Source organism: Hanstruepera marina, from assembly GCF_019880635.1.
Classification (GTDB): Bacteria; Bacteroidota; Bacteroidia; order Flavobacteriales; family Flavobacteriaceae; genus Hanstruepera; species Hanstruepera marina.
Genome location: NZ_JAINVX010000005.1, coordinates 74,979 through 88,176, shown reverse-complemented (window position 1 = coordinate 88,176; position 13,198 = coordinate 74,979). Strand labels below are relative to the sequence as shown.

Genomic DNA, 13,198 nt, shown 5'->3' with positions numbered 1-13,198 from the left:
AATTTAGTTATTTCATATAATCTATTAGTTTTTGTCGACTATATTATCATGAATTCTAGATGGCTGCCTCTGGCCAAGGCGGCCTTTTTTTATTCTTAATATTAATAATTACGTAACATTAAATTAACATTAGAGTTGGTTATTTGCAGCGACAAAAACTAACATCTGATATATGAAATTTAAAATTGCTTTAATAGTACTGCTATTTGCGGTAACAGCAACTTCTCATTCTCAAGAATTACAATCACCTAAATTTGGAAAGGGCTTATTTAACTTAGTTGGAAAAGATAGTTCCTGGACCATGAAAATTGGAACACGGTTTCAGTTTTTAGCAAGCAATCTGATGAGCGAAGGTCAAAGCCCAGAAACAAATTTCCTTATTCGTCGCGCACGTTTAAAATTTGATGGTTTTGCTGTTTCACCTAAATTAAAATATAAAATTGAGCTTGGACTTTCCAATAGAGACATGTCTGGAGTTACACCATTTACAAGAAATACTCCACGTTATGTAATGGATGCTGTTATTAAATATAATTTTTATGGAAATTTTGTACTTTGGGTTGGACAGACCAAGTTACCAGGCAACAGAGAACGTGTTATATCGTCTGCTAATATGCAACAAGTTGACCGTTCTGTATTGAATGCAAGATTTAATATTGATCGTGATATTGGCTTCCAATTAAGACATCATTTTACCCTATTTAATAATTTTGAAGTGCGGGAAATTTTTGCATTGTCTCAAGGAGAAGGTAGAAATGTTGTAACTGGAAATTTAGGTGGCCATCAATATACGGGTAGAATAGAATTCTTACCTTTTGGCAGATTTGAAGGAAAAGGTGATTATTTTGGTTCTGACTTGAAAAGAGAGCAAACTCCAAAATTAGCTGTCGGAGTTACTTACGACCATAACAACAATGCAGTAAAAACGCGAAGTAACATGGGCTCTTGGATGGAAACAGATACTGGGTTTTATGAAACCAACATTAACACGCTCTTTATAGATGCCATGTTTAAATATAAAGGATTTAGTTTAATGACAGAATATGCAGATCGGGATGCTGCAGACCCTGTAGCAAAAAATTCAGATGGAACCGAAACAGGCGATATTGTTCAAGTGGGGACAGGTATAAACATACAGAGCGGCTATCTTTTTAAAAATAATTGGGAAGTATCAGGTAGATACTCATACGTTAAATTAGATGAAATTACCGGAAGAACCCCTGATAAACAATATACGCTTGGGTTTTCAAAATTTATAGTTGGGCATAGTTTAAAAGTTCAAACCGATTTTAGCTTTATTGATTTTAATGATAGAACAGACCAATATTTATATCGTCTGCAATTTGACATTCATTTTTAAACATAATAATAACAATAACATAACACTATAGTGGTTTTCACTATAGATATTTGCAAACAATTTTAATAAGCTTTATGGATAATATTTATTTATTTATGTTAATTGCCATTACAGTATTAGCAGTTGTTGATATTGTAGTTGGTGTAAGTAACGATGCTATTAACTTTTTAAACTCTGCTATTGGTTCTAAAGTAATCTCTTTAAGAACTATAATGATTGTAGCAAGTTTAGGTATTTTCATTGGTGCCGTTTTCTCAAGTGGTATGATGGAAGTTGCAAGAAAGGGAATATTTGTGCCTGAACAATTTGAATTTGGCGAAATCATGCTCATTTTTATGGCAGTAATGATTACTGATATTTTATTATTAGATTTCTTCAATACTCTTGGCTTACCAACCTCAACAACGGTTTCTATAGTATTTAATTTATTAGGTGCTGCAGTTGTAATGTCTTTAATAAAGATTAGCCATTCTTCCACTGAAACTTTTGCTGATTTAGGCAAGTATATTAATCAAGAAAAAGCACTTACCATTATTAGTGGAATTTTATTATCTGTCTTTATTGCCTTTAGTGTTGGAGCGCTGGTACAATGGATTTCTCGTCTTATTTTTACCTTCAATTATGAAAAGAAAATAAAGAATTTTGGCATTGTTTTTGGCGGTGTCGCATTAACAGCTATTACCTATTTCATTTTTCTAAAAGGACTTAAAGGGACACCTTATTACAATGAGTTAAAAGGGCTATTAGAAGGTAATGAAGTTCTAATAATATTAGGAAGTTTTGTTTTCTGGACATTATTCTCTTTTATCTTTGAAAAGCTAACCAAAAAAACAGTTCTAATAGCAGTAATTGCTGTTGGAACATTTGGATTGGCACTAGCTTTTTCAGGAAATGACTTGGTGAACTTTATCGGTGTACCAATGGCCGCTTATCATTCTTATGAAGCATGGATTGCTAGTGGTATGGATACCGCAATGTCCATGTCAGTGTTAGATAAAAAAGTTCCTGCTGAACCATTATTACTATTTATAGCTGGTGGCATTATGGTATTAACCTTATGGTTGTCAAAAAAGGCCAAAACAGTTGCAGAAACAGAAATTAGCTTATCACGCCAAAGTGATACCCATGAAAAGTTTAAACCCAATATGCTTTCAAGAGCTTTGGTTAAAGGATCGTCTGATTTAGCGTCTTATTTTAGTGCAATTTTCCCAAAGTCGCTACAAGACAATATAAATAATAGCTTTAAAAAACCTGACGAAAAATACCTGTCAAAAGACCAGAGTATAGACGCACCTGCTTTTGATATGATACGGGCTTCTGTTAACTTAATGGTTGCTGGTGTTTTAATTGCCATTGCTACGTCCATGAAGTTGCCGCTTTCAACAACCTACGTAACCTTTATGGTTGCCATGGGTACCTCGTTAGCCGATAGAGCTTGGGGTGCAGAAAGTGCAGTTTATAGAGTTGCAGGTGTTTTAAATGTTATTGGAGGCTGGTTTGGTACTGCCATTGGTGCTTTTATTGCTTCTGGAACGGTAGTTTACTTAATTAATTGGAACCCAAAAGTAATCATTCCTATTTTACTTCTAATTACTGCATTTTTACTGTACAGAAACTACATGTCCCATAAAAATAAAACTACAAAAGGAATTGATGAGGATAGCTTAAAAATGGCTGAAAGCAGTTCTATTCAAGGGGTTATACATGAAAGTGCCGGAAACATTGCTAAAGTTGTAAAAAGAACAAACAAAATTTATTCAAATGCTATAGTTGGTTTGGCTAGACAAAACACTGATTTACTAAAGAAGAGTAAAAAAGATGTTGTTAAGCTATCTGATGAGGTTGATAAATTACGTGATAATATCTTTTATTTCATTAAAAATTTAGATGAGTCCAGCATTGGAGCAAGTAATTTTTATATAAATGTACTTGGCTATTTACAGGATATGACTCAATCTTTAGAGTATATTTCTAAAGTAAGCTACAAGCATATCAACAATAATCATAAAAAATTAAAGTTCAATCAAATAAAAGAACTGAAAGAGATTGACGATAAGCTTGAAATATTATTTAGTGATACTGAAAAAGCTTTTAAAACAGAATCTTTTGAACAAATTCAGTTTATCTTAAATGAAAAGAAAGAAGTTTACGATTTAGTTAAAGATAAAATACAAAAGCAAGTAAAACGCACTCGAACTGAAGAATCGAGTCCAAAAAATACAACCTTGTACTTTAGTATTTTACTTGAGACTAAAGACTTATTAAATGCTACCATGTATTTATTACAAGAATACCATGATTCGCATGACAGTTCTGTAGAACCTGCAAAACTCCCTGAAGATATTGACGATACAGAATCTGAATAATATTTAGAACTTCCATAAAACAAAAAACACCTAGCTTAACTAGGTGTTTTTTTATGTCCATTTTCTAACAATGTATCTTTATTACCATACAATAATTCGGCTACAGTAATGAGTTTTTTAATCATATCGTTAACATTATCATTATCGTTAACAAGAGATGAAGCCATATCTACAGTTATGAGGTCTTTTCTAATTAAAGTATCAATCTCTAAATTCCCTTTGTGAATGTTATCTCTAGCTTCTGCTTTTAGTACCATTAAGGTTTTATAATATGCGTCTTTTTCTTTTTCTGTTCTAAACAAATGGATGGTACGCAATACTTTTGCAACTCGTTTTCTCAACTTGTCATACTCTTTTTTTATGTACTTGTTTTCAGAATTAAGGTATAATGTAACATTTCTACTTAATTCACTAACATCTCTAATAATCTCAACCATTTTACGGTTAGCTACTTTTATCTCGCTAATCTGTCTGTTTTGAGCTTCTGTTAAATCTAATTGGCTTTGCGCTTTGGTTGCATAATTTATTATTTGCCCATAAACACTCTTTATTTTAGTAATGTACTGTTCCCTTATATCCAACTCAAATAATACATTAGATTTTTTTATAACTTTCTTTAATTTCAATTCAGATTTTATGTCTTTTCTATGAATATTTAAAGCATGTGCAACAATCTCAAATATGCTCTTTTTATACAGATACTTTGATTCTCTTAATAGTGCAGCAATTGCTGTTTCTGGATATTTTAATATTGACTTTTTAAGAAATTTAGGTTCATTAACAGGCTTTTCGGGTTCTAATTTTTCTGGTACTAAACGCTCTACCAATCTTGAAATTGGGTTAACTAACCAAATCAATAAAAAAGTATTAATTATATTAAAAGCGGTATGGAATAATGAAATAGCCACCGGAATGGCTGCAGCAGACAAGTATGGTGAATCTGATCCGAATGCTTGGCTCAACCAATCAATAAACTGTAAAAAAGGATGAAATAGAACGAGCATCCACAATACACCCAATACATTAAAAACCAAATGTGCCCTTGCGGTTCGTTTTGCTTTGTAATTGGCTACCAATGCCGCCAAATTAGCAGTAATGGTCGTTCCTATATTTTCACCTAAAACCATGGCGGCAGCCAATTCAAACGGAATCCAACCTTCGGCTGTCATTATTAGTGTCAATGCCATGGTAGCACTAGACGACTGTATAACCACAGTTAAAACGGTTCCTATTAATAAGAAAAGTAAAATAGAAACATATCCTAAATTGGTGTATTGTGATAGGAAAGCTAAAATTTCTGGATTACTTTTTATATCTGGCATGGCCTCTTTAAGAAACTGAAGCCCTATGAACAATAACGCAAATCCAATAATGAAGTTTCCCCAATCACTTGCTTTTTTTCGTTTTGAAAACGTAAATAAAAATCCAAATCCTACTAAAGGAAGAGCTATTGTACTCATACTTACTTTAAACCCTAAAATGGTTATTAGCCAAGCTGTTATGGTCGTCCCTATATTGGCTCCCATAATTACACTTATAGACTCCGTTAAAGTAAGAAGCCCAGCATTAGAAAAACTAACTACCATCAAGGTTGTTGCCGAAGAAGATTGAATAACCGCTGTGATTAAAAATCCTGTAATAACACCAAAAACCCTGTTTGATGTCATAGACGCCAAAATGGACCGTAGTTTGTTACCTGCCAGTTTTAGCAAGGCGTCGCTCATAACCTTCATCCCAAAAAGGAACAAGCCTAATGCGCCCATTAACTGTAAGATGTCATAAAAACCGTAAGACATAGTTTAGATTGTCGACTATATGCATTTGTAAGATTGTATTAAAGTACTGCTATCTTTTTAAAAAACAAAAAAAGCACCTCTTTCGAGGTGCTTTTTCTAACACTTAAATTTAATTTAATTAAGAACCACACATCAGACAATCGTCTCCTTCTGCTTCTTTGGCTTGAGCAATTAAAGCTTTCATCTCTTCAGCAGTCATAGGTTCCACTTCTTCTGTAGCTTGACTTTTTGCAAACTTTTCTGCTGTTTTTGCAGCTTGCTGTTTTTGCTGCGTAACCACAGTTTGATCTACAGCTACTGTTTCTGCAACAGGTTCTTCTTTTTTATCTTTAGACAAGGTGAATTTAATAGCATCTACGGCACTTTTAGTTCTTAAGTAGTACATACCTGTTTTTAAACCACTCTTCCATGCATAGAAGTGCATAGAGGTTAATTTAGCCATTGTTGCGCCTTCCATAAATAAGTTTAATGATTGAGATTGATCAATGAAATATCCGCGTTGGCGAGACATATCAATAATATCCTTCATACTCAATTCCCAGACGGTTTTGTAAAGTTCCTTGATGTCTTGAGGAATGATATCGATATCTTGAATAGAACCGTTGGCTCTCATAATATCCTGCTTTAGACTTTCATTCCATAAACCAAGCTCTACTAAATCTTCCAATAAATGCTTGTTTACTACAATAAACTCTCCTGATAACACACGGCGTGTGTAGATATTAGATGTATACGGTTCAAAACATTCATTGTTTCCAAGTATTTGCGATGTACTTGCTGTTGGCATTGGTGCTACCAATAATGAATTTCTAACACCATGTTTCTTAACATCTTTACGCAACTTATCCCAATTCCAACGACCGCTTAACTCTTCATCTTTTATGTTCCATAAGTTATGCTGGAATTCACCTTTGCTAATAGGCGAACCTTTATAAGTTTTATAAGGCCCATCTACTTTTGCTTCTTCCATACTTGCGGTAACAGCAGCAAAATAAAGCGTTTCAAAAATATCTTGGTTTAAAGCTTTGGCTTCATCACTGGTAAACGGCATACGCAATTTAATAAACGTATCGGCCAAACCTTGAACTCCTAAACCAATTGGTCGGTGACGGAAATTTGAATTTTCGGCTTCTTTAACAGGATAATAGTTTCTATCTATTACTTTATTCAAGTTTTTGGTAACACGCTTTGTAATACGAAAAAGCTCTTTATGGTCAAACTCACCATTTTTAATAAACATTGGCAAAGCAATAGATGCCAAGTTACATACCGCAACCTCATCAGGAGACGTATACTCTAAAATCTCTGTACATAAATTTGACGAGCGGATAGTTCCTAAATTCTGTTGATTAGATTTTCGGTTGGCTGCATCTTTATATAACATATAAGGCGTACCTGTTTCAATTTGGGATTCTAATATTTTTTCCCAAAGCTCACGTGCTTTTATGGTTTTACGTCCTTTACCTTCTGACTCATATTTTAAATATAATTCTTCAAAAGCTTCACTGTGGGTTTCATCCAAACCTGGGCATTCGTTAGGGCACATTAATGTCCAAGACCCATCTTCCTGAACACGTTTCATGAATAAATCGGAAATCCACATGGCATAAAACAAATCACGTGCACGCATTTCTTCTTTACCATGGTTTTTCTTTAAATCTAAAAAGTCAAAAATATCGGCATGCCAAGTTTCAATATAAATGGCAAAACTACCTTTACGCTTTCCGCCGCCTTGATCAACATATCTGGCTGTATCATTAAATACTTTTAACATAGGAACGATACCATTAGACGTTCCATTGGTTCCAGCTATGTAACTTCCTGTAGCCCGAACATTATGAATAGCCAAACCTATTCCTCCGGCTGATTGCGAAATTTTTGCAGTTTGTTTTAGCGTATCATAAATACCATCAATACTATCTTCTTTCATAGTTAATAAGAAACAAGATGACATTTGTGGCTTTGGTGTACCAGAGTTAAATAGTGTTGGTGTAGCGTGTGTAAAATATTTTTTAGACATTAACTCATAGGTCTCAACAGCAGCATCCAAATCATTTAAATGAATACCTATTGAAACACGCATAAGCATGTGTTGTGGACGTTCGGCAATTTGTCCGTTTAGTTTTAATAAATATGATCGCTCTAATGTTTTAAACCCAAAATAATCGTAACCAAAATCGCGATTATAAATAATTGTTGAATCAAGTCTCTCTTTATTTTCTTGAATAACCTTAAAAACCTCATCAGATAAAAGCGGTGCCTTTTTACCTGTTCTAGGGTTTACATAATTATATAAATCGCTCATTACCTCGCTGAACGATTTTTTAGTGTTTTTATGTAAGTTAGAAACAGAGATTCGTGCAGCCAATCGCGCATAATCTGGATGAGCTGTTGTCATGGTTGCAGCAATTTCTGCAGCCAAATTATCTAACTCACTAGTTGTTACACCATCATACAAGCCTTCAATGACTCGCATGGCTACTTTTACAGGATCTACTAATTCATTCAGTCCATAACACAGCTTTCTAACTCTAGCTGTAATTTTGTCGAACATCATTGGTTCTTTTCTGCCGTCTCTTTTTACTACATACATATTTTTTAATGGTTTTTATTTTCCTGATACACCTGTCAGGATTGGGATTAATTAGTTGGTTTAGCGGTCAATTTTCAATAATGAAAACTGACTAAAAAATTATAATAAGGAATAACAGGATACTATAGATGAAAATCTATCACGAATTGCTATTAACCTATTATAATAAGGATCTATTTAAAAATCAGCATCAAAACTGAATTTGTCTTTTTCTTCTTCTTTATTAAGTACACCTGCTTTTTGGTATTCAGACACACGCTTTTCAAAGAAATTGGTTTTTCCCTGTAGCGAAATCATATCCATAAAGTCAAATGGATTTGACACATTGTACTCTTTCTCACAACCTAGTTCTCCCAGTAATCTATCTGTTACAAACTCCAAATATTGGGTCATAAGTTTAGCATTCATACCTATTAAACTTACCGGAAGTGACTCTGTAATAAACTCGCGTTCTATATTTAAGGCGTCAACAAGGATTTCTCTAATACGTTCTTTAGGCACTTTGTTTACCAAATGTTCATTGTGTAAGTGTACAGCAAAATCACAGTGTACACCTTCATCTCTAGAGATTAATTCATTAGAGAACGTTAAACCTGGCATTAGCCCACGCTTCTTTAACCAGAAAATTGAGCAAAATGCACCAGAAAAGAAAATACCCTCAACTGCCGCGAATGCAATTAGACGTTCAGCAAAACTTGGTGATTCTATCCATTTCAAAGCCCAATCAGCTTTTTTCTTAATAGCTGGAAAATTTTCAATGGCTTTAAACAAAACATCTTTCTCCTTCTCATCCTTAACATAGGTATCAATAAGCAGTGAATAGGTTTCACTGTGAATGTTTTCCATCATGATTTGGAAACCGTAGAAGAATTTAGCCTCACTATATTGTACTTCGTTAACAAAATTTTCTGCCAAATTTTCATTCACAATACCGTCACTAGCTGCAAAAAATGCCAAAATGTGTTTGATAAAGTAACGCTCGTCATCATTTAACTTAGAAGACCAATCTGTTAAATCTTGATGCAAATCAATTTCTTCAGCGGTCCAAAAACTAGCTTCAGACTTTTTATACCACTCCCAAATATCATGATGTTGAATTGGAAATATTACAAATCTATCTTTGTTTTCTTGTAAAATTGGTTCTGTTGCCTGAGACATGTTTCTTTTATTTTTATTAAAATTTAATGAATAATTTGGTGTGATTTGGGACTAACAAAGATTGAAAAATGTGTTTGAAAATGAAAGGTTAAGTTATAAACATTGTCAACAAGTTTTTAACAAAAACACTCTGGAAAGAAATACTTCAAGGATAAAAAAAACAAAGTGTACTTGTTTGATTTTCAGTATGTTGAAATAAATATTTAATTTTAAAAACACGTAAGATTTTACGCATTAAAACTATCCTAACGCATTATAAACAGTACAATTATTACTTGAAAAAAACTGATGAAATTAAAAGAAAAAGAGCGGTTAAAATAACCGCTCTTTTTCTAACTAACTAACTAACTAACTAATAAATTTAATGAAATTCTAAATAAAAAGCTAGACGAGTCTAGCTTTTTACAGATCAATAGCAAATACCCTTTAATAAATGTATAAATCCTTAAATAATTTAATAGCAATGCTAATATCTAAAATATTTCAATAGTTGACGTATATAAATGTATAGTTGGTAATGAAATTTGTATAATTGGTATTAAGAAAAAATAAACCACATCAACATATTATATTAGTATATTTGGAATATGATAAGAGCCGTAATTGTAGACGATGAACAGAAAGCTATTGATAGCTTGTCTTGGGAATTAACCATGTTTAGTAATGAATTAGAAATAATAAAAACCTTCAACAATCCTGAAGAAGCTATCCATTACTTAAACACCAACTCATTGGATTGTTTATTTCTTGACATTAACATGCCTACCATGGATGGTTTTCAGTTTCTTGACAAGTTAGCCAAACGGGATTTTGCGGTTGTAATTACAACTGCCTATAATGAGTATGCCCTTAAAGCACTAAAACACGAAGCTATAGATTATCTGTTAAAACCCATTGATTCTGATGATTTAAAAAACACCATTTATAAAATAAAAAAACACAACTCTAATAACGTTCCAATATCTAAAATTGAGGAAGTACTCATTAATTTCAACAAGAATTTTAATCAAAAGCGAATTTCCATTAATACAGATGGCAAACTCGTGTTTTTAGAAACTGACGACATTCTTTATATAGAGTCCGAAGGTAATTATAGCACTTTTGTTATGAATGATAATCAAAAAATTGTCGTTACAAAAAAATTAAAAGAAGTAAATGCCATATTACCTGAAAGCTATTTTTTTAGAATTCATAACTCTTACATTGTAAATTTGAATAAAATAAAAGAGTTTATAAAAAATGATGGTTATGTTGTTATGCAGTCTAATTACAAAATTCCAGTTGCAAGACAACGAAAATCGGACTTTTTAGATAAATTATAAGTTAACCCATGCATCAGTGTCACAAATATCAACTTATTCTAAAAATTGCTTTATTTTCATTTAGCTTAATATTAGGCTTAAAGGGGTTTACACAGCCTCAAAGCAAAAGTAAATTTATCGCATTGGTTGATAGTATTTTGGTAAGTAAAACAAGTGACTATAGAGAAATCAACACGGTTTTTAGAGGCACAACAAAAGATACCGTTAAAATGAATTATCTTCTAAAAAGAAGTTTAGAAGCTAATTATAATGAAGGTGCATCTTATGCTTTAAACAAATTAGGAGAAACGTATAGAAACATCTCTAATTACCAAAAAGCAATTGAATCCCATAAAGACGCTTTTGAATATGCCAAAAACTCAAATAGCATTGAGTTAGAAGTAAGAAGCTTAAATATGCTTGGTGTTGTATATAGGCGAATGGATGCTATTCGGTCGGCATTAGACTATCACAAAGAGGCATTAGACATAGCGGAATCTCAAAATAATCCGTCATTAGAAATTAAGTATAACATTGCTGTTTCCCAAAATAGTATGGGTAATATATATTTAGCTCTTAAACAATATAATTTAGCTCTTGACCAGTTTAATAAATCGCTTCAAATAGAGTTAGAGATGGACAACAAGCTTGGTCTAGCCATTAACAATCAAAATATTGGCTATGCCAAAGAAAAGCTCGGTAGTTTAAATGAAGCTTTAAGCTACTATGAAAAATCTCTGAAATACAATAATGAAATTAATTCAAAAATAGGTCAAGTAATATGTTACAATAGTATTGGCAAGGTATACATCCAAAAGGAAGCGTTTAAAAAAAGTGAGGCTTTTATTAAGGACGCTTTAAAAAAAGCTCTCGAAATTAATGACCAATATTATATTTCAACTTCATATTTAAATTTAGGATTATTACAATTAAAACAACAAGACTACAATAACGCGCAGATAAATCTTAATAAGGCATTAGAAATCTCAAAAAACTTCAATCTAAAGTCAACTGAAATTGAAACCTACTTATACCTCTCTGAATTATATGATAAAATAGGCGATCCCGAAAAAGCTTTTACACTTTACAAAAAACATGTTGTACTTGATGAAACCCTTACAAACGAAAGAAACCTACAATATGTCAACGATTTGATTATTAAGTATGAAAGTGAGAAAAAAAATAGTCAGATAAAAGCTTTAGCCAATGAAAATGAAATAGTTAAGTTAAAATTAGCTCAAAACAAACGCACTCTAATTTTAAGCTTATTAGGAGGTTGTTTAGCGCTAATTATATTATTTGTACTTAACAGACAACGTCAATTAAAAAACGATAAGAAAATTGTTACGCTTGAACAAGAAATGTTGCGAAACCAAATGAATCCGCACTTTATTTTTAATTCGTTGAATTCAATTAAGCTGTATATTATAAATAATGAAAAGGAAAATGCGGTTTACTACCTCAACAAATTTTCAAAGCTTATCAGAAAAATTTTAGTGGCTTCAAACGAAAAAGAAATTTCGCTGGAAGACGAGCTAGAAACCATGTCGCTATACATTAACATTGAAAACATTAGATTCTCCAATGCCATTGATTATAACGTTATAATTGATGATAGTATAAACCCGGCTCTCATTAAAGTACCGTCATTAATATTTCAACCATTTTTAGAAAATGCCATTTGGCATGGATTATCCTCTAAAGCCGAAAACAAAAAAATAAGCCTTCATGTAAAAAGCGATAATCCAAATTATGTTACCATTACAATTACAGATAATGGTATTGGTAGAGTTGCTTCTAAAAAAATAAAAGAGACCAAAAAGCTCAAAAGAAAATCTCTTGGCATACAGATTACCCGTGCTCGATTAGAAAACTTTTCTAAAAATTACACTTACGATTATGATTTAAAAATTAATGATCTCTACGAATCTGGAAATGCAATTGGAACACAAGTAGTGGTTAATATTCCAACCAAAATAAATTCTCTTAAAATTGCCTAATTACTTATAATTTTCAGCAACCTTTTCTAATTCCATGTACCAATCTTCCCCAAACTTTCTAATTAGGGCTTCTTTTACAAATTTATAAATGGGAACCTGAAGTTCTTTCCCTAAAGCACAGGCATCATCACAAATGTGCCATTTGTTGTAGTTTACAGCAGAAAATTCGCTGTAATCATTTACTCGAATAGGGTATAAATGACAAGAAACAGGCTTTTTCCAAGAAACTTCTCCTTGATTATAAGCCTCTTCTATAGCACATAATGCTGTTCCTTTGTTGTCAAAAATTACATAAGCACAATCAGCACCATTTATCAATGGTGTTTCAAATTCATTGTCTTCTGTAATTATAGATGTTCCTTGCGCTTCAATGGCTTTAATACCTTCTTCACGCAAAAACGGCTTCACTTTTGGGTATATCTCTTCAAGTATTTTGACTTCTTCTTCATCTAACGGGGCTCCTGCATCACCATCAATACAACAAGCACCTTTGCATGCTGTTAGATTGCAAACAAAATCTTTTTGAATAATATCTTCTGAAACTATTGTTTTTCCTAGTTGAAACATGCAGCAAAAATAGCTAAACTTTACTGTATTTTATATGGAATATCATTTATAATAAGC

The 13,198-nt window shown here is 32.4% G+C and carries 8 protein-coding genes; 4 read left to right on the top strand and 4 right to left on the bottom strand.

The window, feature by feature from the left end:
• Positions 1–172: 172 nt before the first annotated feature.
• Positions 173–1,360 carry a porin gene (locus K7G76_RS12905; protein WP_223034637.1) on the top strand — a complete coding sequence of 396 codons (1,188 nt, stop codon included), beginning with the start codon at positions 173–175 and terminating at the stop codon, positions 1,358–1,360.
• A gap of 74 nt (positions 1,361–1,434) precedes the next feature.
• Positions 1,435–3,726, top strand: coding sequence for an inorganic phosphate transporter (locus tag K7G76_RS12900; RefSeq protein WP_223034636.1), 2,292 nt, complete (start codon positions 1,435–1,437; stop codon positions 3,724–3,726).
• Between the two features lie 35 nt (positions 3,727–3,761).
• Here K7G76_RS12900 and K7G76_RS12895 read toward each other — a convergent pair whose 3' ends face one another.
• From K7G76_RS12895 to K7G76_RS12885, 3 genes are all read right to left on the bottom strand, one after another.
• On the bottom strand, positions 3,762–5,522 hold the full coding sequence (locus K7G76_RS12895) for a Na/Pi cotransporter family protein (RefSeq protein ID WP_223034635.1): 1,761 nt from the start codon (positions 5,520–5,522) through the stop codon (positions 3,762–3,764).
• A 118-nt stretch (positions 5,523–5,640) separates the two neighbouring features.
• Positions 5,641–8,115, bottom strand: coding sequence for a ribonucleoside-diphosphate reductase subunit alpha (locus K7G76_RS12890; RefSeq protein WP_223034634.1), 2,475 nt, complete (start codon positions 8,113–8,115; stop codon positions 5,641–5,643).
• Between the two features lie 177 nt (positions 8,116–8,292).
• The gene (locus K7G76_RS12885) at positions 8,293–9,273 is read right to left on the bottom strand and encodes a ribonucleotide-diphosphate reductase subunit beta (protein ID WP_223034633.1); all 981 of its coding nucleotides are present in this window, start codon (positions 9,271–9,273) and stop codon (positions 8,293–8,295) included.
• Positions 9,274–9,860: 587 nt separating this feature from the next.
• Between K7G76_RS12885 and K7G76_RS12880 the strand changes: the two genes are divergently transcribed.
• Positions 9,861–10,595, top strand: a complete 735-nt coding sequence (locus K7G76_RS12880) for a LytR/AlgR family response regulator transcription factor (RefSeq protein WP_223034632.1) — start codon at positions 9,861–9,863, stop codon at positions 10,593–10,595.
• An 8-nt stretch (positions 10,596–10,603) separates the two neighbouring features.
• Positions 10,604–12,574, top strand: coding sequence for a tetratricopeptide repeat-containing sensor histidine kinase (locus tag K7G76_RS12875; RefSeq protein WP_223034631.1), 1,971 nt, complete (start codon positions 10,604–10,606; stop codon positions 12,572–12,574).
• On the opposite strand, the gene K7G76_RS12870 is transcribed toward K7G76_RS12875, so the two are convergent.
• Positions 12,575–13,141, bottom strand: a complete 567-nt coding sequence (locus K7G76_RS12870; protein WP_223034630.1) for a DUF3109 family protein — start codon at positions 13,139–13,141, stop codon at positions 12,575–12,577. It lies immediately after the preceding gene.
• Positions 13,142–13,198: the final 57 nt, after the last annotated feature.

What these genes read in the sequence shown, in the direction of transcription:
- K7G76_RS12905 (WP_223034637.1), top strand. Translation starts at nt 173, where the DNA reads ATGAAATTTAAAATTGCTTTAATAGTACTGCTATTTGCGGTAACAGCA.
- K7G76_RS12900 (WP_223034636.1), top strand. Translation starts at nt 1,435, where the DNA reads ATGGATAATATTTATTTATTTATGTTAATTGCCATTACAGTATTAGCA.
- K7G76_RS12895 (WP_223034635.1), bottom strand. Translation starts at nt 5,522, where the DNA reads ATGTCTTACGGTTTTTATGACATCTTACAGTTAATGGGCGCATTAGGC.
- K7G76_RS12890 (WP_223034634.1), bottom strand. Translation starts at nt 8,115, where the DNA reads ATGTATGTAGTAAAAAGAGACGGCAGAAAAGAACCAATGATGTTCGAC.
- K7G76_RS12885 (WP_223034633.1), bottom strand. Translation starts at nt 9,273, where the DNA reads ATGTCTCAGGCAACAGAACCAATTTTACAAGAAAACAAAGATAGATTT.
- K7G76_RS12880 (WP_223034632.1), top strand. Translation starts at nt 9,861, where the DNA reads ATGATAAGAGCCGTAATTGTAGACGATGAACAGAAAGCTATTGATAGC.
- K7G76_RS12875 (WP_223034631.1), top strand. Translation starts at nt 10,604, where the DNA reads ATGCATCAGTGTCACAAATATCAACTTATTCTAAAAATTGCTTTATTT.
- K7G76_RS12870 (WP_223034630.1), bottom strand. Translation starts at nt 13,141, where the DNA reads ATGTTTCAACTAGGAAAAACAATAGTTTCAGAAGATATTATTCAAAAA.